This is a genomic window from Methylobacterium sp. Leaf88 (genome assembly GCF_001422795.1).
GTDB lineage: Bacteria > Pseudomonadota > Alphaproteobacteria > Rhizobiales > Beijerinckiaceae > Methylobacterium.
The window spans coordinates 144,913-168,186 of sequence record NZ_LMMK01000055.1 but is presented as its reverse complement, the minus strand read 5'-3'; the positions used below and the strand labels follow the sequence as shown (position 1 = coordinate 168,186).

General features: G+C 69.0%; 26 protein-coding genes. 10 read left to right on the top strand and 16 right to left on the bottom strand.

Features of this window, described 5'->3' with window-relative positions; all coding sequences use genetic code 11:
• Positions 1 to 60 precede the first annotated feature (60 nt).
• Together ASF20_RS22410 and ASF20_RS22405 are read right to left on the bottom strand one after the other, a co-directional pair.
• Complete coding sequence (locus tag ASF20_RS22410) at positions 61 to 432, bottom strand: hypothetical protein (RefSeq protein ID WP_056278185.1); 372 nt, start codon at positions 430 to 432, stop codon at positions 61 to 63.
• Positions 433 to 510: 78 nt separating this feature from the next.
• Entirely contained in the window at positions 511 to 1,362 is an 852-nt protein-coding gene (locus tag ASF20_RS22405) for a zincin-like metallopeptidase domain-containing protein (RefSeq protein ID WP_056278182.1), read from the bottom strand.
• A 312-nt stretch (positions 1,363 to 1,674) separates the two neighbouring features.
• Between ASF20_RS22405 and ASF20_RS22400 the strand changes: the two genes are divergently transcribed.
• Positions 1,675 to 2,013, top strand: coding sequence for a hypothetical protein (locus ASF20_RS22400; protein ID WP_056278179.1), 339 nt, complete (start codon positions 1,675 to 1,677; stop codon positions 2,011 to 2,013).
• Positions 2,014 to 2,082: 69 nt separating this feature from the next.
• On the opposite strand, the gene ASF20_RS22395 is transcribed toward ASF20_RS22400, so the two are convergent.
• Positions 2,083 to 2,343 carry a hypothetical protein gene (locus ASF20_RS22395; protein ID WP_056278174.1) on the bottom strand — a complete coding sequence of 87 codons (261 nt, stop codon included), beginning with the start codon at positions 2,341 to 2,343 and terminating at the stop codon, positions 2,083 to 2,085.
• A gap of 792 nt (positions 2,344 to 3,135) precedes the next feature.
• Between ASF20_RS22395 and ASF20_RS22385 the strand changes: the two genes are divergently transcribed.
• From ASF20_RS22385 to ASF20_RS22370, 4 genes are all read left to right on the top strand, one after another.
• Positions 3,136 to 5,103 carry a glycosyltransferase gene (locus ASF20_RS22385; RefSeq protein ID WP_244476525.1) on the top strand — a complete coding sequence of 656 codons (1,968 nt, stop codon included), beginning with the start codon at positions 3,136 to 3,138 and terminating at the stop codon, positions 5,101 to 5,103.
• Entirely contained in the window at positions 5,100 to 6,206 is a 1,107-nt protein-coding gene (locus tag ASF20_RS22380) for a glycosyltransferase (RefSeq protein ID WP_056278171.1), read from the top strand. Before ASF20_RS22385 ends, ASF20_RS22380 begins: the two co-directional genes overlap by 4 nt.
• A 313-nt stretch (positions 6,207 to 6,519) precedes the next feature.
• Positions 6,520 to 8,001 carry a GumC family protein gene (locus ASF20_RS22375; protein WP_056212158.1) on the top strand — a complete coding sequence of 494 codons (1,482 nt, stop codon included), beginning with the start codon at positions 6,520 to 6,522 and terminating at the stop codon, positions 7,999 to 8,001.
• Between the two features lie 144 nt (positions 8,002 to 8,145).
• The gene (locus tag ASF20_RS22370) at positions 8,146 to 8,958 is read left to right on the top strand and encodes a WecB/TagA/CpsF family glycosyltransferase (RefSeq protein WP_244476524.1); all 813 of its coding nucleotides are present in this window, start codon (positions 8,146 to 8,148) and stop codon (positions 8,956 to 8,958) included.
• A gap of 15 nt (positions 8,959 to 8,973) precedes the next feature.
• Here the strand turns inward: ASF20_RS22370 and ASF20_RS22365 are convergent, their stop codons facing one another.
• From ASF20_RS22365 to ASF20_RS22345, 5 genes are all read right to left on the bottom strand, one after another.
• Positions 8,974 to 9,546 (bottom strand): NUDIX hydrolase, encoded by a 573-nt coding sequence (locus ASF20_RS22365; RefSeq protein ID WP_056278168.1) that lies wholly within the window; start codon positions 9,544 to 9,546, stop codon positions 8,974 to 8,976.
• Between the two features lie 71 nt (positions 9,547 to 9,617).
• Entirely contained in the window at positions 9,618 to 9,905 is a 288-nt protein-coding gene (locus ASF20_RS22360) for a sulfurtransferase TusA family protein (RefSeq protein WP_056278165.1), read from the bottom strand.
• A 143-nt stretch (positions 9,906 to 10,048) separates the two neighbouring features.
• Complete coding sequence (locus ASF20_RS22355) at positions 10,049 to 10,450, bottom strand: hypothetical protein (RefSeq protein ID WP_056278161.1); 402 nt, start codon at positions 10,448 to 10,450, stop codon at positions 10,049 to 10,051.
• A gap of 152 nt (positions 10,451 to 10,602) precedes the next feature.
• A complete protein-coding gene (locus tag ASF20_RS22350) occupies positions 10,603 to 11,970 on the bottom strand; it encodes a glutamate--cysteine ligase (protein WP_056278158.1) in 1,368 nt (455 codons plus the stop codon).
• A 128-nt stretch (positions 11,971 to 12,098) separates the two neighbouring features.
• Positions 12,099 to 12,851 (bottom strand): 16S rRNA (uracil(1498)-N(3))-methyltransferase, encoded by a 753-nt coding sequence (locus ASF20_RS22345; RefSeq protein WP_056278156.1) that lies wholly within the window; start codon positions 12,849 to 12,851, stop codon positions 12,099 to 12,101.
• A gap of 285 nt (positions 12,852 to 13,136) precedes the next feature.
• On the opposite strand from ASF20_RS22345, the gene ASF20_RS22340 reads away from it, so the two are divergent.
• Together ASF20_RS22340 and ubiA are read left to right on the top strand one after the other, a co-directional pair.
• Complete coding sequence (locus ASF20_RS22340; RefSeq protein WP_056212170.1) at positions 13,137 to 13,601, top strand: hypothetical protein; 465 nt, start codon at positions 13,137 to 13,139, stop codon at positions 13,599 to 13,601.
• A gap of 51 nt (positions 13,602 to 13,652) precedes the next feature.
• Complete coding sequence (ubiA, locus tag ASF20_RS22335; RefSeq protein ID WP_056278152.1) at positions 13,653 to 14,606, top strand: 4-hydroxybenzoate octaprenyltransferase; 954 nt, start codon at positions 13,653 to 13,655, stop codon at positions 14,604 to 14,606.
• A gap of 27 nt (positions 14,607 to 14,633) precedes the next feature.
• On the opposite strand, the gene ASF20_RS22330 is transcribed toward ubiA, so the two are convergent.
• The gene (locus tag ASF20_RS22330) at positions 14,634 to 15,104 is read right to left on the bottom strand and encodes a DUF6101 family protein (RefSeq protein WP_056212352.1); all 471 of its coding nucleotides are present in this window, start codon (positions 15,102 to 15,104) and stop codon (positions 14,634 to 14,636) included.
• Positions 15,105 to 15,447: 343 nt separating this feature from the next.
• On the opposite strand from ASF20_RS22330, the gene ASF20_RS22325 reads away from it, so the two are divergent.
• Positions 15,448 to 16,275, top strand: a complete 828-nt coding sequence (locus ASF20_RS22325) for a 3'(2'),5'-bisphosphate nucleotidase CysQ (RefSeq protein ID WP_056278149.1) — start codon at positions 15,448 to 15,450, stop codon at positions 16,273 to 16,275.
• A 132-nt stretch (positions 16,276 to 16,407) separates the two neighbouring features.
• Here the strand turns inward: ASF20_RS22325 and ASF20_RS22320 are convergent, their stop codons facing one another.
• Positions 16,408 to 16,638 (bottom strand): hypothetical protein, encoded by a 231-nt coding sequence (locus ASF20_RS22320; protein WP_056278145.1) that lies wholly within the window; start codon positions 16,636 to 16,638, stop codon positions 16,408 to 16,410.
• A 208-nt stretch (positions 16,639 to 16,846) separates the two neighbouring features.
• Entirely contained in the window at positions 16,847 to 17,056 is a 210-nt protein-coding gene (locus ASF20_RS22315; RefSeq protein ID WP_055956856.1) for a cold-shock protein, read from the bottom strand.
• Between the two features lie 289 nt (positions 17,057 to 17,345).
• On the opposite strand from ASF20_RS22315, the gene ASF20_RS22310 reads away from it, so the two are divergent.
• Positions 17,346 to 17,735 carry a hypothetical protein gene (locus tag ASF20_RS22310; RefSeq protein ID WP_056212179.1) on the top strand — a complete coding sequence of 130 codons (390 nt, stop codon included), beginning with the start codon at positions 17,346 to 17,348 and terminating at the stop codon, positions 17,733 to 17,735.
• 6 nt (positions 17,736 to 17,741) lie between these two features.
• Here ASF20_RS22310 and ASF20_RS22305 read toward each other — a convergent pair whose 3' ends face one another.
• Positions 17,742 to 17,960 (bottom strand): hypothetical protein, encoded by a 219-nt coding sequence (locus ASF20_RS22305; RefSeq protein ID WP_055957152.1) that lies wholly within the window; start codon positions 17,958 to 17,960, stop codon positions 17,742 to 17,744.
• Between the two features lie 168 nt (positions 17,961 to 18,128).
• Here ASF20_RS22305 and ASF20_RS22300 point away from each other — a divergent pair, with 168 nt between their 5' ends.
• Positions 18,129 to 18,704, top strand: coding sequence for a type 1 glutamine amidotransferase domain-containing protein (locus ASF20_RS22300; protein WP_056278142.1), 576 nt, complete (start codon positions 18,129 to 18,131; stop codon positions 18,702 to 18,704).
• 94 nt (positions 18,705 to 18,798) lie between these two features.
• Here the strand turns inward: ASF20_RS22300 and ASF20_RS22295 are convergent, their stop codons facing one another.
• From ASF20_RS22295 to cysN, 4 genes are all read right to left on the bottom strand, one after another.
• Positions 18,799 to 19,095 carry a hypothetical protein gene (locus ASF20_RS22295; protein ID WP_056278139.1) on the bottom strand — a complete coding sequence of 99 codons (297 nt, stop codon included), beginning with the start codon at positions 19,093 to 19,095 and terminating at the stop codon, positions 18,799 to 18,801.
• Between the two features lie 369 nt (positions 19,096 to 19,464).
• A complete protein-coding gene (locus tag ASF20_RS22290) occupies positions 19,465 to 20,316 on the bottom strand; it encodes an NAD(P)-dependent oxidoreductase (protein WP_056278137.1) in 852 nt (283 codons plus the stop codon).
• 113 nt (positions 20,317 to 20,429) lie between these two features.
• On the bottom strand, positions 20,430 to 21,632 hold the full coding sequence (locus tag ASF20_RS22285; RefSeq protein WP_056212186.1) for a pyridoxal phosphate-dependent aminotransferase: 1,203 nt from the start codon (positions 21,630 to 21,632) through the stop codon (positions 20,430 to 20,432).
• A 240-nt stretch (positions 21,633 to 21,872) separates the two neighbouring features.
• On the bottom strand, positions 21,873 to 23,273 hold the full coding sequence (cysN, locus tag ASF20_RS22280; protein WP_056278134.1) for a sulfate adenylyltransferase subunit CysN: 1,401 nt from the start codon (positions 23,271 to 23,273) through the stop codon (positions 21,873 to 21,875).
• Position 23,274 lies beyond the last annotated feature (1 nt).

The following is a 23,274-nucleotide window of genomic DNA, read 5'->3' as shown; positions in this document are numbered from 1 at the left end:
TAAACCGACCCCGTCCGCCGATTTTCCGGCGGTATCGAACGCCCCTCGCCGCGTCCGCGATCACGGACGCGCCGCCGGCGCCGGGTTCCTGATCGCCCCGCCGTCCTCGTCGTAGACGCACGGGACGTCGCCCTGCCAGAACGCGCAGTGCCAGGTTAGGCGAGTGATCATGTCCTCGCACACGTCGTGCGTGGTGCAGTTCGACCTCGTCCCGCCGGCGACGTCCCGGCACCGCTGTTCCAGCACCATGGACGCCCGCCGGCCGATGGCCTTCCTGCATGTGGGCTGGGCCTTCAGCGGCGAGTGCGCCTGGGCGTAGGCGCGAGCCTTCCCGTAGGCCGCGACGTACTCGGCGGTCGTGTGCCGGACGGGGTACTCGGGCGCGGCCGCGGCCGGGCTGGCTAGCAGGATGAGGATGAGGGCGATGCGCATGGCGGGCTCCTGTCTGATCGGTAGCAGGTCCTCGCGGGGCGCGAATCGGGCGCCCCGCGGATTTCGGGGGACGGCCCCTCAGGCCGCCTCCGCCATCTGGGCCTGGAGGCTGGTGAGGTAACCGGCTGCCCGGGAGGCCGCGCTCGCCGCGGTGAAGATGGCCTTGGGGTCGCTCCGGAGAAGCTTGATCCAGGAGGCGATGTAGCTCGCGTGCGTCGGGTGCGGCTCGGCCTCCAGCCCGAGCTCGGCCAGGAGGAAGGCGGACCCGAGTTCGGCGATGAGTTCCTCGGCGGCGTAGGCCTGGCTCTTGAACCGTCCGGTCAGGTCCCGGTCGAGGCGGCCCTTAGCTCCGGACCAGTGCGTGAGCTCGTGCGCCATCGTGCTCGCGTAGCCCTGGGCGGTCGGGAACCGGTCCCGGGGCGGCATGACGATCCGGTCCTCGCCGGGCTGGTAGAAGGCGGCGTCCCCGCCGTGGGTGATCCGGGCGCCGGTGCGCTGGACGAACCCGTCGAACACCTCCGGGATAATCCACTCGCTCGCCGGGTGGGGCTCTCCGGCCTCGGGCGCGCCCTCCACCTGCGCGGCGTTGAAGGCGTAGCTGGCCCGGGCCACGAAGCGCTTCCGGTCCTCGCCGTCGGCTTCGTATTCCTTGAAGAAGACCACCAGGGTGCTGCGCTCGCCCTTGCGGACCTGGGCCCCGAGCTCCGCCCATTGCTTGTAGGTGGCCCAGCGGTCGTCCGAATATCCGGCGGCCTGCGCGCCGACCCAGAGGGAGATGGTGTTGATCCCGCGGTAGGCCTTCCCGGTCATGGCGTTGCGGGGGAGGCCGCCGCCGGTCCGGTGCCAGGGGCAGGTCCACTGTCCGGCTTCGCCAGCTTCCATGGTCGCGATGATCTTGTCGGTGACTGCCTGGTGAACGTCGAAGGCCATGGTGCTCTCCCGTTGGCCGCCCAGCGCGGCCTCGTGGGGAGGCCTGGAGACGGCTGGGAGCGACCCGCACCGAAGGCGGGAACGGAGTGGACGACGGCGTAGCCGTTGCGGGGAATAGCGACGGCCCGTCGTATGACCCCCCAATCGAGAGGCCGTGCGGAGCCGGCAGGGGGAGGATCTGGCCCGTCCCGTCGCATTTGAGCGGTCCCGCTAATCCGTCGGTGACCACGCCGGCACGTGGACCTTGGCCGTTCGCTTCCTGGTAATCCCCGCCCGGCATTTTGCCCCCATCACCAACAGGGAGGCACCACGATGCTCAGGATCGACGACAAGCTCACCGCCGCGGAGACCAAGGACTACGTCGACCGTGCCAACGAAGCCATGGACGCGGCCATGGCGGCCAAGGCCGATCCGACGAAGTGGCTGAGGTCCGCCTTCGCGGACGCGGACATGACGTACGCGGTCTGGCCGGATTCGCAGGCCAAGTTCCAGGTCGGCGTCGCCGTCGTGAACGGGGTGGCGTTGCTCGCTCAGGCCCGGGATACGGGCCGGACGATTGGCGCCCGGACGACGTACGTTCGGTGCACGTCCTTCGCCGAGGCGGCCGCCATGTCGATGGTGCACGGCGACGACAGGCAGGCCGCGGCCTGATCAGACAGAGGCGTCCGGGCTCCCGGACGTCTCGCTCGCTACCGGCGTCTCGCTGCCCTTGCCGGACCGTCAAGAGTATCGCACGGGATCACCCCACGGGCAGGTCGCATCGAGCTCCCGGAACAGGTCGTCGGGCAACACGGGAAATCCGCTGACGAGGGCCTCCACGGTGTCGTGGTGGCTGAACCCGTCCGAGGCGCGCCAGATCCAGCCCTCGGCAAGCTCGTCCTCCCAGGTGCCCTCCCAGGAAACCGGCTCGACGGTGTAGCCGAGGTGGAACGCGTAGGCCGTGACGACGGCGAGGCGCAGGGGCGAGATCGGGTCTGACATGGGATACCTCCGCCGCGGAGGATGCCACCCCGGCCGGGCCGATGCGATCAAGTGACTGGATGACTCCCGAAAAATTCCGGGTGGCCCGCGTGGCCTGGAACGGGACACGGGGGCCGGAACATAAGAGGTCCCGACCAAACATCGACCAAACATTGGTCGTGGATCGGGGCGTTTCGGGGCGAACGGCGGTGAACGAAACGGGGGGCGGCCCCCTACGGAAATGGGGTCTACAGAGGGAGCGCCTGCGGTCCGCGCCCCCGTTCGGGACGTGGGGGTCGCAGGTTCAAATCCTGCCACTCCGACCAGTATCATCAAGACCCTGTCTTTCCCGAGATCATCGAACACCAGAAGCTGTCCGGCTTTTCGTGCGGATTGTCCTGACGGGAGCGCCTCGCGACGTCACGATCTCGGCCGATCGACGTCCCTCTTCGCCTGAAAATTCGGCCCGCGCGTTCGCGTGACGGGCAAGCCCCTGTCCGCTCGGACTGTCCGTCTGGAGTGAGGCGATCGCACGTTGGGGGTACGTCGGGGTCGTCCGCCGGAATTCAGCTCCGCGCATACGGACGATTCAGGTCTTTCCCCGCATCCTATGCGGCGGCCCTCGGCATTCCCGACGGCGCCCAGGCAAGCAGTGGTCGGGCGAAGGGTGATCGGGCAAGCGTGACGGACTTATCGGACAGATCCGTCGCGCAGCCGACGGTCGATGGAGTCGCCGACCGCTTCGGACCCCGTGCGCATGGCATCGCGGCCTGGCCCTTCGGACCACCCCGTCCCGCTCTGGTCGTTCCGCCCTTGACGAATCGTGCCTGGCCTCGCCTGCGTGTCGTCACGCTGGTCCACGGGCCGTGCGACGGGCCGCTCGCCGCCACCCGGGCGTCCGTGGAGGCTCAGGGCTATCCGAACCTCCGCCACGACCTCATCCCGTTGGCAGAGGGCGCGGTGCAGTTGCCCGTCATCGTCGCGGACGAGGGGTGGGACGCTCTTCTGGTCCTTCGTCCGGGGGATCTTCTGGCCCCGGATGCGCTCGCGGCCCTCGGCCTGCAATTCCTTCTCAGTGGCGCCGATGTCGTCGTCGGCCTGCGAGTCGTCTTCGATACGGGACCACTCGGTCTCGACGCACCGGCGGCGCCACCGGGGACGCTCGTCGATCCCGCGCCGCCGGACGGGCCGCTCGCTTCCTTCACCGGCGGCGAGGTTCTGCTCAAGCGCTCCTGCGTGCAGGCCGCCGGCGGCCTCGACCCCGAGGCCGCGCATCCGGTAGCCGCCCTCTGGCCCCGCCTCGTCCGACAGGGCGCCGCACTCGCACGCGTGGGCCGACCGGTGCTCCTGCACTATGCGCCGGGCAGCGTTGCGCCCGCGATGGCCTCCGGCCTCTCGGTGGCTAGCCTGACCGACCAGGGTCAGCTCGGCGGCGCCGGGATCGCCCACCGGCGCCTGTGCGATGCGCTTGCCCTTGCCGGCCACGCCGTCAGCGATCACTGCCTCGGGGCAGAATCGCCGCCGGCCGCGGCCGAGTGGGTCGAGCGGTTTCCGCAGACGGAGCATGCCCTGTCGCAGGGCGGCTACGACGTTGTCCTGGCGGGCAACCTTCATGGCGCGACCCGCCGCACCACGATCCTGGGGCGGCTCGCCCGCACCGTTCCGGTCGCCGCCGTTCTGCACGATCTCTTCCCCGTCACCGGGCGCTGCGCCTCCCCGTCCGGCTGCCCGATCATCGCCGAGGGATGCGACGCCCGCTGCCCCTCGCCCAACGCCTATCCGCAGTTGCTGCCGCAGCGGATCGCCGGCGTTTATGCGGAAAAGCAGGCGATCCTCGCCGGACCCGAGGGACCGCTCCTGTTCGCGGCCTCCGACTGGTCGGAATCCGCGGCGCGCGCGCTGGCGCCGAAGGGGACACGCGTCGACCGCATCGACCTGGCTTTTCCGACGGGGGTGTTCCGGCCCGGATCGCGGGAAGCCCTGCGGGGCGAACTCGGCTTGCCGTCCGGTGACGTCCTCGTGATGTTCGCCGCCGTGATCGCGGACGCGCCCAGCAAGGGGACCGCCGAGCTGACCGCGATCCTGCGCCGGGTCGCCCGGCCGGGGCTCCGTTTCGTCGCGGTCGGGCGGCTCGACGATCCGGATTCCCTGGGAATCCCGGATTTGATCGCGGCGGGTCCCATCGGCGACGAGGCGACGCTGGCAGCCTGGTACGGTGCCTGTGATCTCGCCATCACGGCGAGCCGCCAGGAGACGTTCGGCCAAACCCCCGTCGAAGCCGGGCTGTGCGGAACTCCGACCGTCGCCTATCGCACGACCGGTCTCGCCACCGCCGTCCTGGACGGGGTCTCGGGCCGCCTCGTGCCACCGGACGGGGGCGCCCTCGAGGACGCACTCCGAGCGCTGATCGCCGATGCTTCCGAGCGCAGACGCCTGGGAGCCCTGGGGCGGATCGCCCTCGAGAGCCGCAACAGCCACGCCGCCTGTGCGATGCGCCTGAACGACGTGTTCGTCGCGCGCGGGATCCTGCCGGCCTCGGCCGGGGCCGGACGTCTCCGCTTCGCGCCGGAGATGCTGTCGACCTTCGCGATGGCGTTGGACCGCGCGCCCGGACGTACGGGCCTGATCCCCGGCGACGCGTCGCGGGGAGTCCGCTTGGCCCGGCGGGCCAAGCACGCTCTCGTGGGTCGCGACATGCCGCCGTGGCTGCGCCGGCTCCTCTACGCGGTCGCGACGCTTCGGAGAACGTTCCGGCCCGTTCCCAGCGGAGAGGCGCGATGACCGTGCCGTCCGAGCCGCGCCGCCTCTATCTCGATCACACCCATCTGCGCGGGCACGTCACCGGGATCGAGCGCGTCGCCCTCGACCTGTTCACGTCCGACACGCTCCATCCGCACCCTGTCACCACGGTCCGGGCGCGCGGGATCGCCGGCATGATCGCGGCCCAGCATCTCGGCCTGCCCCTACGGGCCCTGCGCGATCCCTCGGCCCTGTTCCTCTTTCCGGGGTTCCCCCCGGGGCCGCTCTCGGTCCTGCGCCGTCGCCAATGCATCACCTATGTGCACGACACCTTTCTGCTGACGCGCCCAAACGACCTCAGCTGGAAGAGCCGCCTCTACATGGCGCCGAGCTTCGACTTCGCGCTGCGCTTCGGGCGCACCTTCCTCGTCAACTCCCGCACCACCGGAGAGGCGGTAAGGACCTTCTGCGCCCGCGAGGCCCTAGTGGCCCTGCTGCGGCCGGCCGTGCGCGATGTATTCGGACTCACCGACCTGCCCGCAGGCCCGCCGCCCGCCCCCGGCATGCCGCTTCGGCTGCTCTGCATCGGGACCATCGAGCCGCGGAAGGACTACCCGTCCGCGCTCGCGATCGTTGCAGCCCTGAATGCGGGTGGGGTCGCGGCGGAACTCCATGTGGTCGGCCGGGTCGGCTGGGGACACCATGCGTTCCTCGCCGCACCGCCGCCGTTCCTCACCCTGCACGGCTATCTCGACGACGGGGCCCTGCGCGGCCTCGTCGCCCGGTGTCATCTCCTGCTCTCGACTTCGAAGGCCGAGGGGCTCGGGTTGCCACTCCTCGAGGCTCAGCACGGCGGGCTTCCGGTCGTCTCACCGCACGGACCGGTCTTCTCCGAAGTCCTGGCCGGCTCCGGTTTGCAGATCGAACCCTCCGATCCGGAGGGTGCCGCGGCCGCGATCCTCGCTTGGGTCGAGAATCCCGCATTCGCAGCGGTCCCGACGGCCGCCCGGGCCAACGTGGCACGCTGGAACCGCTTGGCCGCCGGGGACGCGGCGTGTTTCTCGACATTTTTAAAGGTCGGCCCATCCGCCTACGAGGTCGCGGAAGATCGGCTCGTACAGCCACCCAATCGTGACCCAGCATGACGTCGGGCGCAGTTGTGCACAGGCAAATGACGAAGGTCCGGCGGACTACGTAGATCGCAACCTGTCATCAAGCCTGTTCTTGCCAATATCATCTCGATTCCCGGCTTGGACGAGAACATCGTGGGGTGCGGCCATCGCGACGCACAGCGCATCAGCTCCCTTGGCATAGGTTCTGCGCAGACGACGTTGTTGAGGACGTTTCGGTGGGCGCCTGTTCCGTTTCGAAACAGACCGGCGACGAAACTGGAACAGAGTTGTTCGAGGCGGAAGACAAGAACCGCGCGAGCGGCGACCCGGTCGGGAGACGAGACAGATGTTCGACTTCGGAAGCCCGGTCCGTGGCGAGCCGGTGATCCTCGAGACCAGAGTACCGAGCGGGCTCGACAGTGGCCTGATCCTGCGTCGCCTGTGGCGCGGCACCGGCGTGATCCTGCTCGGCGGGCTCGCGGCCGTCATCCTCGCCGTGGTGCTGCTGAACGCCGTGACACCGACTTACACCGCCGTGACGCAGATCCTGGTCGATCCGGCCGATCTTCCGGTGATCCAGAACGACTTGAGCAACCGGCAGCCCCAGGCGGATAGCGGCGTCTCGATCGCCGAGAGCCAGACGCGGGTGATGCAGTCCGACAACGTCCTGCGGCGGGTCATCGACCGCCTCGATCTGACGCGGGACGAGGAGTTCGTTCCCGCAGCCTCGACAAATCCTCTGGTGCTGAGCCTCAAGGCGCTCCTCGGCATGGAGCCGCCGCCGGCGAGCCGCGAGCCGGTCAATCTCGCCCTCGACAACCTGCGCCTCAAGCTCGGCGTGCGTCGGGCCGAACGGACATTCGTCATCGACGTCTACGTCCAGACCCGGGACCCGGAGAAGTCGGCCCGGATCGCCAATGCCATCGCGGACGCGTATTTCGCGGAGGATGCGGCAGCGCGCACCGATGCGGCGCGCCGTGCCTCCGAGGCCCTGTCGGGCCGTTTGACGACGCTGCGCCAATCGGTCGAGGAGGCCGAGCGCAGGGTCCTGCAATATCGGGTGACGAACAAGCTGGTGACGTCGAGCGGGCGCCTCCTGAGCGACCAGCAGCTTAGCGACCTCAACCAACAGCTCGTCACCGCGACCCTGAAAATGGCCGAGGCCAAGGCCCGCCTCGATCAGGCGCGGCACATGCGCACCGGCGAAGCCGGGACCGCCCTGCCGGAGATGCTGCAATCCCTCGAGATGCAGAACCTGCGGCAGCAATACGCGACGCTCTCGCGCAACACCGCAGAACTCGCCCAGCGCCTCGGCGACCGCCACCCGGCCATGGCCGACCAGTATGCGCAGCAGCGCGATCTCCAACGCCTGATCCAGCGCGAGAAGGAGCGCATCATCGACACCTCGCAGAAGGACTACGACCGGGCCGTGGCGAGCGAGTCCGCCGTACGCCGGAGCCTGGAGCGGGCCAAGACCGAGACGGCGGGCAACGATCGCGCCAATGTCGGCCTGCGCGAACTCGAGCGCGAACTCGATGCCCGGCGGTCGATCTACGAGGCATTCCTGCGCCGCTCACGGGAGACCAACGAACAGGAGCGCGTGAACAGCTCCAACGTGCGGGTCATTTCGACGGCGACGCCGCCGCGGAGCCGAGCCTGGCCACCCTCCCCCAAGCTGGTGCTGCCGCTCGCCCTGCTACTGGGCATGGGTCTCGGCGCCGCCGCCGCTCTCTGGCTCGGGGCCCGTCGCGACCGACGCGTGATGACCCGTCCGCCTCGGACGAGCGGGTCGACCGGGGCCCGCAGCTTCCGAGCTGTCGATGCCTGAACGCAGCGCCGTCCGCCACGGCTCCCACGATCGATCCCCTCAAACCTCCCCCGCGCCAGCCTCCCCCGAGGCGCGATGGATCAGCCCCGGGTTCCCGTCGCTCATCCTCGGGGTGCGCACGGGACAGGTCCCAAAGGCGATGACATGAGCGTTCGCTTATTCGACATCACGTTCACGCCCGGATCGGCCTCCGACATCCTCGCGACCTCGGCCCGCCAGCCGGCGACTCGGCCGCGCATGATCGTCACCGCGAACCTCGATCACATCGTTACGCTGTCGGAGAACGCGGCGTTCCGGAAAGCGTATGAGGGCGCCGTCGCTCACACCCTCGACGGCATGCCCCTCGTCTGGCTCGCCCGGCTCCGCGGGGGCCGATCGGCACAGCGGGTCACGGGCCACGACCTGATCGCGGCCGCCTTCGCTGCGCCATGGCCTGCCGGCCAGCAGATCTTCCTCGTCTGCTCGACGGAGGCCGTCGGGCTCCACCTCGCCGAGCGCCTGGTGGCGGAGGGGATCCCGCGCGCGTCGATCGCCTTCACGGTGCCGCCCTTCGGATTCGAGAACGATGAGACCTATGGGGCGCAACTCTGTGCGGCCGTGCGGGCGCACGGGACGACCCTCCTGGTCTTCGGCGTCGGTGCGCCACGCTCGGAAATCTGGGTCGACCGCCAAGGAAATGCCCTCGGCGGTCCCGTGGTCCTGGCCGTCGGTGAAGCGCTGAACGTCGCGGCCGGGCTGGTGCCCCGCGCGCCCGCCCTGATGCAGCGCTTGGGGCTCGAGTGGTTCTTCCGGTTCTGGCACGCGCCGCACCGGCTGTTCCGCCGCTACTTCGTCCGCTCCTGGGGGCTGATCGGAATTGCCCTGCGCCGATCGCTGCTCATGACATCCCGCCGGCGTCCCCATGCTGCCCGGCCGCGTCCGACCCCCAACGCGCGGCGCGCGCCCGATACGCCCTGAAGCGTCGAGGAGGTATCAGGCCGCGGCGAACAGGTGCGGATGCCGCAGGCGTAGGGTCAGGATCAATGCCAGGGTCTTGATGTCGGTGACCTCGCCGCGATCCGTCATGGCCGCAAGTTCGCTCAGGGCCATCTCGCGAATGGTGATGTCCTCATGCTCCCCGGCAAGGCCGCCGCCGGGACCGACCCGGTCGGGCGCCTCGTACGGGGCCAGGAACAGGTCCATCTGCTCGGTCGAGATTCCCGGCATGCTCCAGCCGCAGGTCACCGGTTCGAGGGCACCGAGACGCAGGCCGGTCTCCTCGTAGGCCTCGCGCCGTGCGCCTTCCTCGGGCTCCGACTCGTCGAGGAGGCCGGCCGGGACCTCCAGCACGGAGGTGACCCCAGCCGCATAGAAGGCCGGGGTCCGGAACTGCTCGACCAGCAGGGCGACCCGCCGGGTCGGGTCGTAGGGCAGTACCGCTGTCGCCCGTCCGTGATCCTCGATCTCGCGCGCAAGGCGTGTGCCGTCGTCCATCGTCACCTCGGCGACGAGAAACCGGCTCCAGCCGTCGTGCACGATTCGGGTGCCGCGGATAATCGGCGCCATTCTGCTCTCCCCCGTCGGATCGCCGAGGCTGCGGCGACCGGATGGGAGGGCCCTAACAGGGCGTTGGCGCATCAATGAGGCGTGAGGCGCGTGTTTTCGGCAACAATCTCGGGGATTGTGCGGCTTCTGCGGATCGTAAACGTCATCCGATCCGCGTCCCGCGCCTGCGCGAGGAGGGTGTCGCCCTCCTCCCTGACTAGGTGCGGAATGTCGATCACCGCCATCGGATCGGTGCACGTCACCACCAGGACGGCGCCGGACGGCATCCGGCGCAGGGCTTTCCGGGTCCGCAGGGCCGGCAGGGGGCACTTCAAGCCGGTGAGGTCGAGATGCTCGGTCTCGCTGCCTCCGTCCGTCATCGGCAACGCATCCCAGCCCGCAGCTTTCCCGCTCACCGCTGCTCTACCCCCTGAAGGAATGAAAAATCCCGCCGACGGCTTTGACCGTCGGCGGGATCATGGACGTCCGATCCGGGCGCTAAGCGCACCCGGACGGCGAGACGTCAGTAACCGTAGCCGTAGGCCGGATAGCCGTAGCCATAACCGTAAGACGGGGCGGCATAGTAGCCATAGGCGGGCGCGCCGTAGCCATAGCCGTAGCCCGTTCCGACGTAGCCGCGATCGTAGTAGCCGTAGCGCGGGGCCTGACTGGCGGCGATGGCGCCACCGATGATGCCGAGGGCCGCACCGGCCGCGAGCGCGCCGCCGACTCCGGGCCCGCGACGGTAGCCACCGTGATAGCCCCGGCCATAGCCACGATAGCGCACGGTTTCGATGGCCGTGCCGCCACCGACCTGGGCGGCGCTGAGCATCGGCATCGGAGCGGCCTGAGCGGCGGTGAAGGAACCGGCCGAAAGACCGATGGCAGTGGTGCCCGCGAGGGCGAAGGACAAGATGCGCGACATGCGAACGTTCTCCGTCACAGGAAGAGATAGTCCTGGAAACGGCAACATTGGCGATCCGTTCCAGATTCGCGACAGTCAAGCCAGGATGGCGGGTGTTTTCGAGCACCTTCGCCTTTTGCCGGCGGATGTGCCCGGCTGTGACGGCGCGTCGTTCAGAAGACGCATTCGGTGAAAGCAGGCTCCACGGAGCGCTGCCAGCGGCCCTCGTAATCGGCGAGGCGCTCCTCGGCGAGGGAGCGTCCGGCGGCGACGATGGCCTCCAGCGGCTGCAGGAAATGGGTCTCGTCCCGCCCCTGAGCGTCGCGTCGCGCCCGGGCGGCAAGCCCGGCGCGGGCGATCGTCAGCGCCTCGGCCGCCACCGCCCCGAGGGATCGACCCGCGATGCGGGCGGCCAGACCGAGGCGGGGAACGGTGGCGCGCAGCCCCTCCCGGTCGCAGGCGTTCCAGTTCTTGGCGATGTCCCAGGCCGCCGTAAGCGAGGCTTCGTCGTAGAGCAACCCGACCCAGAAAGCAGCCTGCGCAGCGATCATCGACGGACCGCCCACATCGGATCCGCGCATCTCGATGAAGCGCTTGAGCCGGACCTCCGGGAAGGCGGTCGAAGCGTGGTTGGCCCAATCCGACACCGTCGCGCGCTCCCCCGGCAGCGTCGCGAGCCGGCCGGCCATCAGGTCGCGGAACGAGGCGCCGGAGACGTCGTGGTAGGTCTCGCCGCGCTTCACGAAGTACATCGGCATGTCGAGCAGCCAGTCGACGTAGGACTCGTAGCCGAAGCCGGGCTCGAAGGCCCGCGGCAGCATGCCGGTGCGGTCGCCATCGGTGTCGCGCCAGATCTCGGACCGGCGCGACAGGAAGCCGTTGGGACGCCCATCCGTGAAGGGCGAATTGGCGAAGAGGGCGGTCGCCACCGGCTGCAGCGCCAGGGCGACGCGCATCTTCGCCACCATGTCGGCCTCGGAGGCGAAATCGAGGTTCACCTGCACGGTGGCGGTACGCAGCATCATGTCCAGGCCGAGGCTGCCGACCTTGGGCATGTACGCCGCCATGATCTTGTAGCGGCTCTTCGGCATCACGGGGGTTTCCTCCCGCGTCCATTTCGGACTCATGCCGAGATCGAGGAAGCCGATGCCGAGACTGTCTGCAACCCGGGTCGTCGCCTCGAGATGCGTCCGCAACTCCGTGGCCGTCGCGTGCACGTCGGCCAGCGGTGCACCGGAGAGCTCGAACTGTCCGCCGGGCTCCAGGGAGATGGCGCCGCCCTCGGCACCGGCGAGACCGATCAGGTGGCCGGCATCCTCGATCGCCTCCCAGCCGGTCTCGCGGCCGAGCCCCTCCAGCAGCGCCCGGATGCCCTTCTCACCCGCATACGGGACCGGGCGGTGTCCGTCGCGGTAGAAGGGCACCTTCTCGTGTTCGGTGCCGATCGCGAAGCGCGCGCGCGGCTTCTCGCCCTCCGCGAACCAGGCGATGAGCTCGTCCCGCGTGGTCAGGGGCGTCGTATCGGACGTGTCGCGCGCCATGCGCTGCCTCTTCAGGAAGGTCGTTCAAAGGAGAGGCGCGCCGGACCGCAGCGGCGTGGCCCCTTACATCGGGTCAACGCGCCTCATAGGCCACGGGACCCGCGCGAACAACGCGGGCAAGCGACGCCTCAGCGAGCGTCGCCGAGCACCGCCTGAATCAGGGCCAGCACCATCACCGCCGCCGTGTCGGCCCGCAGGATGCGCGGACCGAGGGAGAGGGCCACCGTGTTCGGACGTTCCAGGATCATGGCGCGCTCGTCCGGTGAAAACCCGCCCTCGGGTCCGATCAGCACCGCGAGAGGCGGGGCGGCTGCGGGATCGGCGGCCTGCCGGAGAGCCAGGATCGGATCCGAAACCGGGGCGTCCTCGTCGCAGAACACGAGCAGGCGCAAGGGGTTGAGGTTTGCGAGCGCCGCCGGGAGCTTGGCCGCCTCCTGGATCTCCGGCAGATCGAGGATGCCGCATTGCTCGGCGGCCTCGATGGCGTTCGCGCGCAGGCGATCGACATTCAGCCGCTCGCTCTGGGTATAGCGGGTGTAGACAGGGCGAAGGGTACCGGCCCCCATCTCCACCGCCTTCTGGGCCAGGTAGTCGAGCCGGGCCGACTTCAACGGCGCAAACAGGTAGTGAAGGTCCGCGCGTGGCGGCTGCTGGCGTGTGCGCTCTCGCACGATCAGGTCCGCGCTCTTGCGCCCGGTCGGGGCGATCTCTGCGCGCCATTCGCCGTCGCGCCCGTTGAACAGGAGAACTGGATCGGAGGGCCCGCGCCGCAGGACGTTGAGGAGGTAGTTCGCCTGCGCCCGGTCGAGGGGCAGCGTCGCTCCGACGGAGAGGTCGGCCTCGACGAAGAGGCGTGGGGCGGTGAAGTCATAAGCGGCCATACCCGGCGTGGTCGCGTGGGGTGGGTCGGCTGTCAACGGCGCGGTCCCGACCCGCAGCGGCTGATGCAAACCCGCAACACGCGGCAACATTGCGCCGTAAATCCACCTTCGAATGCGACCCGGCGTTTGCGGCTCGAAAGACGCCACATTCCTATGCCGAAACGAAAGCAAGACCGAAAGGCGCGAACTCTTGTGCGCTTCCGGGCACGCATCAGGCCATTCCGCATCCGGTCGCCGGGCTCACCCCCATCGGATCGCGGATGGGGGGAGAAAGGATCTCAAGGCATGTCGTTCAAGACCATCGCGACGCTGGCCGTCGCCCTCGCCGGCACGGCGCTCTTCAGCGAACAGGCCTTCGCGCAGTCCGCCGAGTGCGGCGAGATCCAGCAGACCCTCCAGGCCCGCAAGGACCTGATCGGCAAGGCGAACGCCGCGTCGAACTCGAAGAAGAAGATGACGCCGGCCGAGGCCTGCACCCTGTTCGGCAAGCTCCAGGCCAACGGCACCGCCGGCCTGAAGTGGATCACCGCCAACAAGGAGTGGTGCTCGATCCCGGATTCCTTCGCGGAAGGCTTCAAGGCCGACCACCTCAAGGTGTCGGGCATCAAGACCAAGGTCTGCACCGTCGCGGCCCAGGCCTCCAAGATGGAAGCCCAGGCCCGTGCGCAGGCCCAGAACGGCGGCGGCGGTGGCCTCCTCGGCGGCCCCGGACTCACGGGCAGCCTGAAGATGCCGCAGGGCGCCCTCTGATCCGGTGCTGAAACCTTTCCGGACGAGTCGGCCCGACGCGCCCGTGCGTCCATGGACGGCGTGAGCTCCCCGCACGCGGACCGCCGCGTCGCCGATGCGGTGGCGGGACATTGGGTCGACCGGATCGCGCCGCGCTGGTCCCGGCCCTACCTGCGCCTCGCCCGTATCGACCGGCCGATCGGCTGGTGGCTCCTGCTTCTGCCTTGCTGGTGGTCGGCCTCCCTCGCGGCCATCCGGTCCGGTGCCGCTTTCCCTGACCCGATCCATCTGGCCCTGTTCTTCGTCGGCGCCGTCGCCATGCGGGGTGCGGGCTCGACCTATAACGACATCGCCGATCGGGACCTAGACGCCCAGGTGGAGCGCACCCGCTCGCGCCCCCTGCCCTCGGGCCAGGTCCGGGCGCGCCAAGCCGCCGTCTTCCTCGTGCTGCAGGCCCTGATGGGCCTCGCGGTACTGCTCCAGTTCAACGGTCCGGCGATCGGCGTCGGCATCGCCTCGCTGGTCCCGGTGGTGATCTATCCCTTCATGAAGCGCGTCATGCCGGTGCCGCAGGCGGTCCTCGGCCTCGCCTTCGCGTGGGGCGCGCTGATGGGCTGGGTCGCGGTGTTCGCACGCCTCGATGTGCCGGCCCTGCTGCTCTACGCGGGCACCATCGCCTGGGTGATCGGATACGACACGATCTACGCCGTACAGGATATCGAGGACGACGAGATCGCTGGCATCCGCTCATCGGCCCGCTTCTTCGGGCGCCGGATGCGGGGGGCGATCGGTCTGTGCTACGGCACCAGCGTCGGCTTCGTCGCGCTCGCTGCGGTCCTGGCGGGCGCAGGCCCCGTGGGCCTGCTCGGCGTCGCCCTGTTCGGCGCCCATCTCGGGCGACAGGTGCTGCGCCTCGACACGCGCGACGGGCGCGGTGCCCTGACGCTCTTCCGCTCCAATCGGGAAGCGGGTCTGATCCTGTTTCTCGGCCTCGCGGCGGATGCCGCCGTGACGCACATCCTCTGAGTCTCGCTCGGGATCCGGCGAACCGGCTCAGCAGCGGGCGCCGGAGATGATCTCGTTCTCGCCGCGATGGATCAGGGGACGAACCGGCAGCGCGCCGGTCTTGCGGCGGACGAGGAAGCGCGGGCGGCGGCCGTTGAGGAGGCCGTGACGGCGGCGGGTCCGGGTCCGGCCCAGGGCCACCGGGCCGAGTTGGTTCGAGACGCTGGCGAGTTCGCCGTCCTCCTTGACGATCATCCGTGGCAGGCCCGACTTGGCGGCGACGTCACGCCAATGTGCCACGACCTCGTCCTCGCAGAACGGTCCGAGGCGGGTGACGACCCGGCCGGTGGCGTCGACGAGGAGGAGGTCGAAGCGGTCCTCGCCGCAAGCATCCGAATCATCCTCGGCGTAGGCGAGGGCCACGCCGGCGGGCCGCCCCGGGCCCAGGCGGTCGATTACCGGGAGACGCGACAGCGTCAGAACGGGGGCAGCGCCGACGAAGGTGGCATCCGCCGACATGTCGTTCATGTTCGCGAAAGTGTTCATGGCTCGTACACCCTGTTGGCGCCGGCAACCTCTATGGGCCACCCGTCTATGACAAGCAGATTTACGTCTAACCTCCTCAGGCCAGCTTAAGAGTGAGCGTTAAGCGAGTATGGACAAGGGTGAAGCACGTGGAATGCTCAACGCTTCCTTGCTTCGATCTAAGAGATTTGTCCGTATCGACATCTGCGTCGCTCTCCTTGTGACAACCCGCCCGGCACCCTACAACGAAGGAAGCACCGCCCTCCATGCATCCGTGCCGGGGCGACGGGCCCTTCAACAAGCGCCCAGCCTGACCTCCTGAACCGTATGGAGACGCATGTCCGATCCGATCCCCCCGGAAGCCGCACACGCCCTCGTTCCCGCCCTGCGCGAGACGATCCGCGAAGCGGCCGCCCTCGCGTTGCCGTTCTACAAGGCAGGCGGACAGACGGGGGCGCGGGTCTGGTCGAAGGCGGGCGGCTCGCCGGTGACGGAAGCCGACGTGGCGGTGGACACCTTCCTGAAGGTTCGCCTCAGCGCGATGCTGCCCCGAGCAGCTTGGCTCTCGGAGGAGACCAGCGACAATCCGGTGCGGCTCGATGCCGGCCTCGTCTGGATCGTCGATCCCATCGATGGGACCCGCGCCTTCATGTCCGGGCATCCCGATTGGTCGATCGCCGTGGCGCTGCTGTCGGCCGGGCAACCCGTCCTCGGCTTCGTCCACGCGCCCGTGACCGACACCTTCTATGAAGCCATCGCGGGAGCGGGAGCCACCCGCAACGGACAGACCATCACCGTCTCCGGCCAGCGCGCCGTCGAAGGGGCTCGCGTCACCGGTCCGAAGCCGATGATGGACCGCCTGGCCCGGGGCGCCGGGACGAACGGGCAACAGGCCGAGCTCGTCTCCGTCGAGCGGGTTCCGTCCCTGGCCCTGCGCGTCGCGCGGGTTGCCGAGGGTTCCATCGATGTCGGATTGGTCTCGCCCCATGCGCGGGACTGGGATCTCGCGGGCGCCGACCTGATCCTGCGCGAGGCGGGCGGCACGGTCAGCGATCTTCAAGGCCGTCCCACGACCTACAACCGTCCGGACCCGGTGCATGGAGAACTCGTGGCCGTGTCCCAGACCTTGCGAAACGATGTCGTGGCGGCGCTGACACCCCGCTGAAAACGCCGGCGGAGGCGGCGCGCGGGTGCCTCGAAACAGGAAAGCCCAGCACCTGGGCGCTGGGCTCGATTGTAACGTCGGCTCGATGACGAGGCGCGTGGTCCGCCCCGACAGGATCAGGGCGGCCTCGGATCAGTGATGCTCGCGGAGAGCGACCGCCTCTGGGGCCATGCCGAACCGCTCGGCCAGATGCCAGCGCAGTTCGCGGAGCGAATGGTAGTTGTAGGAGGTGTCGATCAGATGGCTGAGGTCGACGGTCTTTGCCTCATGAGCCATGGTTTGCTTCAGGTGACCCACCTTGAAGGTCGCCGCATCGGTGACGGGCGAACGGACGCCGCGGCGTCGGGTATATTCAAACAACATATTTTTCTTGTGTACTTTCAATAACGTGCAGGTTTTGCGTGCCGTGTCTCGGACGCATCGGGCCGATTGAGCCGCGCGCGTCGTTGGTGTTGCGGGATATGCCGGATGCTAAACCCCTTCTCCCCAGAAGGGTGTCGGTCACCGGCGGCGCAGGCTTCGTGGGAAGCCCTTCAGGGTGACGCCAGCCCGGGGGCTGGCGCCGGGAGCATCAGGCCGCCTGGAGGTTACCAGCCGAGTCCTTGCCGCTGCGCTTGTCGGTCTGAATCTCGTAGGAGATCTTCTGACCCTCGATGAGGTTGCGCATGCCAGCGCGCTCGACTGCGGAGATGTGCACAAACACATCCTTGCCGCCGTCGTCAGGCTGAATGAAGCCGTAGCCCTTGGTCTCGTTGAACCACTTTACAGTGCCGGTATTCACGAAATAGATCCTCGTATCGTTCGTCGATCAACAGCCTGCGTCTGCTCGACACAAGCGGCAGATCCTCTTCGGTAGGCCTGACGGAATCAGCAGGACGTGAGACGCTTGCGGTACAAGATCCCAGCTCACCGATACCCGCTATCTCTCATGTAGTCCGATCATGCGGCGGCAACAAGGCGTTCTACCCGACGGAAACGACCCCGGTTCGGAGCGCCCCTAACGGCGTCCCCTGTGTTATTTGCGCGGCCCAGCGCATATAAGAGTTCCTGAGCAAGCGGTTAGGCGATTCATGGCGGGCATCTCGGTTTCCCTCGAAGGGGCGAACATCCAGCTTTCATTTCAGAAGGACGATCAGGCCACGGCCGTCGTGATGGATGCCCGGGCGGCTCGCGCCCTGGTGCGGGCGGTGGGCCAGCTTCTCACCGCCATCGACGAACCCGACGACAGCGATCTGCCCGAGGACATGTCCGACGAGGAGATTGCGATGCTCGACGTCACGTCGTCGGCGATCGAGATCGGTACGGACGAAAAAGGCCAGGCCGTCGTGGCCCTCCAGGCTGGCGCCCTGCCCCCGTTTCAGCTTCGCCTGACGGATGAAGAGGCCCGTCACGTGGCGACGAGCCTCTCCGAAATCCTGAGTGCACCGCGCGACGTGCGCGCGTCGCACGGGGACCACTGACCCCCCCTACATCCGGACGCCGGGATCGGTCGGACCGCCCGGCAGGTAATCCGGCTCCGAGCCCGGGCCGGCCGGCTCGTCGATCCCCGGATCGTTGACCGGATACGGCGTGCGCGGCCCCGTCGGTCCGATATCGGGCTGTTCGTCCGGCGGGGGCGGCGTCGGCAGATCGCCCGGAATTCCACCCGGCAGCGGCTCGGGAATCGGCAGGCCGGGATTGGCCATCTCGTGATTGGCCATGCGAAGCCTCCTGTCTGTCTGAGGGATGTGCGGACCAACACGGCCGAGCGCGGCCAGGTTCCCGCGCCCGAAGGGCCCGTCCGTTACCCGTGCGGAACCCGCATCTCACGGGACCTGTTCAGTGCCATATCTTTCGCATTCCGGAGAAAATCCATGTCTGACATCAGGCAGGCCAAGGTTTTGATCGTCGCCACCGATGGGTTCGAGGAGACCGAACTCACCGTCCCGCACAGCAAGCTCAAGGAGGCCGGCGCCACCGTGCACGTCGCGGCGCCGCAGTCTCGCACGGCGAAGGAATCCATTCGCGGGTGGGACAAGACCGATTGGGGCAAGAACGTCGCGGTCGACAAGGATCTCGAGTCCGTGTCACCGCAGGATTACGATGCCCTCGTCCTCCCGGGCGGCCAGATCAACCCGGACAAGCTGCGCCTGGAGCCGAAGGCCCTCGCGGTGATCCGCAGCTTCGTGGATTCCGGCAAGGTGGTCGCTGCCATCTGCCATGCGCCTTGGCTGCTGATCGAGGTCGGCGCCGCGAAGGGACGCCGGATGACCTCGTTCGAATCGATCCGGACGGATGTGGTGAATGCGGGCGCGGACTGGACGGACGAGCCCGTCGTGTCGGACCGGGGCCTGATCACGAGCCGCAACCCTGGCGACCTCGACGCCTTCTGCGCCAAGATCATCGCGGAGATCCAGGACGGCAATCACGCCAGCCGCGCCGCCGCCTGACCGATCCACGATCCCGTCGTCGACGGTCGCACGCCCCGGATTCGGGCGTGCGGTCCGTGGCATGGCCGGCTGACGGGCAGTAGGGACTTTGGTCCTAGCGCTTGACGGCCGTCTTCTGCACCTTCGCCTTCTCGGGCGCCGCACCGGCGAAGAGTTCGGAAAGGTGGCGCTGGTCGAGGGTCTTGGCAAAATCCGCAGCCGGCTCCGCCGGGACGGCAGGCTCTGCGTGCCGCGGCGTGATCGATCCGGTGGTGATCGGGTCGGGAAGCTCCGCCTGAGCGCGGAGCGGAAGGGTCGGCTCGCGCTGCAGGCGCAAGGTCCAGTGAGCGGCGGTGGAGAGCGCAGCGACCGCGAGGATCGCCTTGATGCCGCCCGTCAGGAGGCGTCTCATAGTGGTCTGGCCCGAAACTACGCAGTGGCACACGACCGGTTCCCCGGCCGATACCTACACTTGCCGAGGATCCTTAACGACCGGGACCGGGATGCAGCCGAAGACCGTCCCGGGATGAGACGGGGCCGATGAGGTGGGCCTTGCGCCAAGGCTGCGGTTCCTGTTCCCCGCGTCCCTGACACGCCTGTCGCCACCCGGCCCACTAGGCCTCACAGGAACCATGCAGAGAACTGGTCCGCACCGCCCCGTCACGACAAGCCCCGCTGCCATGCCAAGCCCGAGAGGGTTCGCGAAACCATCGAGCGCCTCGGCAGCAGGGACCGCCGATGTAGGCGGCGCCGATGGAGCCGGCAACCGGCTTCCCCCGCGTCATGACGGCTGCGACGATCCGCACGCCGCCGCGAAGGCTCGCAGGCGGGCGCTGTCACCCGCCTCGTCCGCGCCGGACAGACGCGCATAGAGGTCGGCCGCGCCGGCGAAGACCTGGCGCCCGGCGGCATCGTCACCAAGGAAATCGACGATCTCGTGCATCTCGGCGACCCAGCGCTGGGCTTTGGGAAGCATGTCGGGCAAGCCGCGGGCGAAGCGCGCGAGGAGAGCCGGCTCGGTTTCGGCGAGCTCCGCCCGCAGGGCTTCGCCGGCGCCCGCCCGTTCGGCCCCCAGCACCATGAGGGCGGCCAGAGCGGTGAGGCCCTTGTTGATGCCCGCATAGGCCATCTTCAGGCCCGAGGCCGCGCCGATACCACCGGTATTCACCCTGAGGTCGACACCGAGGTCGCGAAGAGGTCGCGCGGATTCGGCGGCATAGCCCGACACGTGGAGGCGCGGACCGGGCGTGCCGGGTTTCGGCGGCAGGCCGATGATCGCACCGTCGAGGAAGGCCGCCCCGGTCGGCGCGACGATCCCGGCGATGCGTCGGACCGTCACGACGTTCACCGCGTTGCAATCGACGTAGACGGGCTTGTGCGCCGCCGCCGCGAGGATCGGCGCCAGAGTGATGGCGAGGGCCTCGGCATCGGCCGGCGGGACGATGGAGAGCAGCAGGTCGGCCCGCATCAGGCCGGGCAGGTCGGTGTCGGTCATGCCGGCGGCGAGCGCCCGCGCCCGGGTCCCCGGGCTGCGTCCGTCGAGGACGGTCAGGACTTCGGCGCCGTTCCCGGTGAGGCGCGCGGCGAGTGCGCTCCCCATCGCGCCGGCGGCCAGGATGGCGATCGTCGTCATGGGCACGGACCTCCGAAAACGAGAACGACCGCGCCGCGGCTCTCGGCCGGGGCGCGGTCGTTCGAGGGACGCAAGATCCGGGCGAGGCCCGCGGGCCGCGCCGGACGCCGCCTTCAGCTCAGGGAGCCGCAGAAGCGCTGGATCCGGGTGCAGGCCTCTTCGAGGGCCGCGTTGGAGGTGGCGTAGGATATGCGCAGGTTGGGGCCGAGGCCGAAGGCCGAGCCGTGGACGGCCGCGACGCCCTCCGCCTGGAGCAGCTCCACCACGAAGTCCTCGTCGGTCGCGATGGTCTTGCCCGCCGGGGTCTTGCGCCCGATGGTCTCGGCACAGGACGGATAGACGTAGAACGCGCCCTCGGGCGTCGGGCACTTGAGGCCCTTGGTCTGGTTCAGCATCGACACCACGAGGTCGCGGCGGGTGTGGAAGGCCTTGCGGAACTCGGCGAGGTGGGCCTGCGTCCCCTCGAGGGCCGCCACCGCGGCCCATTGCGAGATCGTCGAGGCGCCGGAGGTCTGCTGGCCCTGGACGAAGTCCATCGCCTTGATCAGGTGCTCGGGGCCGGCGGCGTAGCCGATGCGCCAGCCGGTCATGGCGTAGGCCTTGGAGACGCCGTTCATCGTCAGCGTGCGCTCGTAGAGGCCGGGCTCGATCTGGGCCGGGGTGACGAATTCGAAGTCGCCGTAGGTCAGGTGCTCGTACATGTCGTCGGTGAGCACCCAGACCTGCGGGTGGCGCATCAGCACGTCGGTAATCTTCTTCAGCTCGTCGCGGGCATAGGCCGCGCCGGAGGGGTTCGAGGGCGAGTTGAGGATGATCCACTTGGTCTTCGGGGTGATCACCCGCTCCAGCTCCTCGGGCTGCAGCTTGAAGTCATGGGCCATGTCGGTCTCGGCGAAGACCGGGGTGCCGCCGCACAGCACCACCATCTCCGGGTAGGAGACCCAGTACGGACGCGGGATCACCACCTCGTCGCCGGGGTTCAGGGTGGCGAGGAGGGCGTTGTAGATGACGTGCTTGCCGCCGGTGCCGACGATGGTCTGGGACGGCTTGTAGTCGAGCCCGTTCTCGCGCTTGAACTTCTTGGCGATGGCCTCGCGCAAGGGCACGATGCCGGAGACGGGCGGGTACTTGGTCTCGCCGCGCCGGATCGCCTCGATGGCCGCATCCTTGATGTGCTGGGGGGTGTCGAAATCCGGCTCTCCGACGGAGAGGCTGATCACGTCCATGCCCTGCGCTTTCAGCTCGCGCGCCTTCTGCGTCATCGCGATGGTCGCGGACGGCTTCACGCGGGACAAGGCGTCGGCCAGAAAGCCCATGGGTGGTCACTCCCGTCTGTTTTCGAAGGTCGGATCGAGCGGCGCGGACCCTAGTCGCGCCGTCGCGCACGGGCAAGGGAGATGGGCGAGGGAGATGACCCTCGCCGCATCGATCCCCGCTTGCAAGCGGCACCGGCGCGCAGCGAACGCAAACCGCCGCGGCTCCGGGAGGAGCCGCGGCGGTGAGGCCGTCGGGGGTGGTCCCGCGGGCCCGGCGCTGCCGGGCCGGGTCCGGACCCGTCAGATCCCGCCGAAGACCCAGCGCAGCTTCGACAGGAAGCCGCCGCCGGAGCGCGTCTCGCGCACCTCCGCGGGCTCGTCCTTGACCGGGGTCGCCGCCGCATCGGCCTGGATCAGGCCGAGGGCCGCCGTGTCGGTGGTCTCGCGGTCGATCAGGATGAAGCCGCCGGTGTCGCGGTTGGCCGTATAGGCGTCCACCGCCACCGCCCGGTCGAGGGTCAGGGTCACGTCGGCGATGTCGTTGGCGGTCAGGCGCGCGGCCGGCTCGGGGTTGCCGGTCTCGGGATCGATCCGGGTCCGGATCGTGGAGACGACGGCGTTCACCGTCACGGTCCCGATCTTGGCGAGCAGCGTGGCGCCGGGCAGCAGCTCGGTCTCGGCCGCCCAGAACAGGCGGGCGTCGAGGCTGTCCGTCACCCGCATCGGGGCGTCCGCGGTGACGATCACCGAGCCGCGCGAGGCGTCGATCTCGTCGGCGAGCACCAGGGTCACCGACTGGCCCTCCACCGCATACGGCAGGTCGCCGTCGGCGGTGACGATGCGGGCGATGGTCGAGGTCCGGCCCGAGGGCTCGACGATGACGGCGTCGCCCGGGGCCACGCGGCCGCTGGCGATCAGGCCGGCAAAGCCCCGGAAATCCGAGTTCGGCCGGTTCACCCACTGCACCGCCATGCGGAACGGGGCGGCCTGCTCCTCGACGCGGACCGGGACCTCTTCGAGGTACTGGAGCAGCGGGGTGCCGGTGTACCAGGGTGCGGCGGCGCCCGGCAGCACCACGTTGTCGCCGTTCTTGGCCGAGAGCGGGATCGCCCGGATCTCGCTGAAGCCGAGGGGGCCTGCGAAGGCGTTAAAGGCCGACAGGAGCTCCTCGAACCGGGTCTGCGACCAGCCGACGAGGTCCATCTTGTTCACGGCCAGCGCCACGCGCTTGATCCCCAGCAGGGAGACCAGAAGCGCGTGCCGCCGGGTCTGCCGGGTGAGACCCTGGCGGGCATCCACCAGGATCACGGCCACGTCCGCCGTGGAGGCGCCGGTGGCCATGTTGCGGGTGTACTGCTCGTGGCCGGGGGTGTCCGCCACGATGAAGGAACGCTTGTCGGTGGAGAAGAAGCGGTAGGCGACGTCGATGGTGATGCCCTGCTCGCGCTCAGCCTGGAGGCCGTCCACGAGGAGCGCCAGGTCGATCTCGGCGCCCTGCGTGCCGTGCTTGCGCGAGTCGCGCTGCAGGGTCGTCACCTGGTCGTCGAAGATCTGCTTGGTGTCGTGCAGCAGGCGGCCGATCAGGGTCGACTTGCCGTCGTCGACGGAGCCGCAGGTGATGAAGCGCAGGACTTCCTTGTTCTGGTGGGCGGACAGGAACGCGTCGTAGCCGAAGGCTTCGGGTGACTGGTGGATAGTCATC

Excerpts from the sequence above, each read along its gene's own strand:
- ASF20_RS22410 (WP_056278185.1), bottom strand. The coding sequence starts at position 432 with ATGCGCATCGCCCTCATCCTCATCCTGCTAGCCAGCCCGGCCGCGGCC.
- ASF20_RS22405 (WP_056278182.1), bottom strand. The coding sequence starts at position 1,362 with ATGGCCTTCGACGTTCACCAGGCAGTCACCGACAAGATCATCGCGACC.
- ASF20_RS22400 (WP_056278179.1), top strand. The coding sequence starts at position 1,675 with ATGCTCAGGATCGACGACAAGCTCACCGCCGCGGAGACCAAGGACTAC.
- ASF20_RS22395 (WP_056278174.1), bottom strand. The coding sequence starts at position 2,343 with ATGTCAGACCCGATCTCGCCCCTGCGCCTCGCCGTCGTCACGGCCTAC.
- ASF20_RS22380 (WP_056278171.1), top strand. The coding sequence starts at position 5,100 with ATGACCGTGCCGTCCGAGCCGCGCCGCCTCTATCTCGATCACACCCAT.
- ASF20_RS22375 (WP_056212158.1), top strand. The coding sequence starts at position 6,520 with ATGTTCGACTTCGGAAGCCCGGTCCGTGGCGAGCCGGTGATCCTCGAG.
- ASF20_RS22370 (WP_244476524.1), top strand. The coding sequence starts at position 8,146 with ATGAGCGTTCGCTTATTCGACATCACGTTCACGCCCGGATCGGCCTCC.
- ASF20_RS22365 (WP_056278168.1), bottom strand. The coding sequence starts at position 9,546 with ATGGCGCCGATTATCCGCGGCACCCGAATCGTGCACGACGGCTGGAGC.
- ASF20_RS22360 (WP_056278165.1), bottom strand. The coding sequence starts at position 9,905 with ATGACGGACGGAGGCAGCGAGACCGAGCATCTCGACCTCACCGGCTTG.
- ASF20_RS22355 (WP_056278161.1), bottom strand. The coding sequence starts at position 10,450 with ATGTCGCGCATCTTGTCCTTCGCCCTCGCGGGCACCACTGCCATCGGT.
- ASF20_RS22350 (WP_056278158.1), bottom strand. The coding sequence starts at position 11,970 with ATGGCGCGCGACACGTCCGATACGACGCCCCTGACCACGCGGGACGAG.
- ASF20_RS22345 (WP_056278156.1), bottom strand. The coding sequence starts at position 12,851 with ATGGCCGCTTATGACTTCACCGCCCCACGCCTCTTCGTCGAGGCCGAC.
- ASF20_RS22340 (WP_056212170.1), top strand. The coding sequence starts at position 13,137 with ATGTCGTTCAAGACCATCGCGACGCTGGCCGTCGCCCTCGCCGGCACG.
- ubiA (WP_056278152.1), top strand. The coding sequence starts at position 13,653 with ATGGACGGCGTGAGCTCCCCGCACGCGGACCGCCGCGTCGCCGATGCG.
- ASF20_RS22330 (WP_056212352.1), bottom strand. The coding sequence starts at position 15,104 with ATGTCGGCGGATGCCACCTTCGTCGGCGCTGCCCCCGTTCTGACGCTG.
- ASF20_RS22325 (WP_056278149.1), top strand. The coding sequence starts at position 15,448 with ATGTCCGATCCGATCCCCCCGGAAGCCGCACACGCCCTCGTTCCCGCC.
- ASF20_RS22320 (WP_056278145.1), bottom strand. The coding sequence starts at position 16,638 with ATGTTGTTTGAATATACCCGACGCCGCGGCGTCCGTTCGCCCGTCACC.
- ASF20_RS22310 (WP_056212179.1), top strand. The coding sequence starts at position 17,346 with ATGGCGGGCATCTCGGTTTCCCTCGAAGGGGCGAACATCCAGCTTTCA.
- ASF20_RS22305 (WP_055957152.1), bottom strand. The coding sequence starts at position 17,960 with ATGGCCAATCCCGGCCTGCCGATTCCCGAGCCGCTGCCGGGTGGAATT.
- ASF20_RS22300 (WP_056278142.1), top strand. The coding sequence starts at position 18,129 with ATGTCTGACATCAGGCAGGCCAAGGTTTTGATCGTCGCCACCGATGGG.
- ASF20_RS22295 (WP_056278139.1), bottom strand. The coding sequence starts at position 19,095 with ATGAGACGCCTCCTGACGGGCGGCATCAAGGCGATCCTCGCGGTCGCT.
- ASF20_RS22290 (WP_056278137.1), bottom strand. The coding sequence starts at position 20,316 with ATGACGACGATCGCCATCCTGGCCGCCGGCGCGATGGGGAGCGCACTC.
- ASF20_RS22285 (WP_056212186.1), bottom strand. The coding sequence starts at position 21,632 with ATGGGCTTTCTGGCCGACGCCTTGTCCCGCGTGAAGCCGTCCGCGACC.
- cysN (WP_056278134.1), bottom strand. The coding sequence starts at position 23,273 with ATGACTATCCACCAGTCACCCGAAGCCTTCGGCTACGACGCGTTCCTG.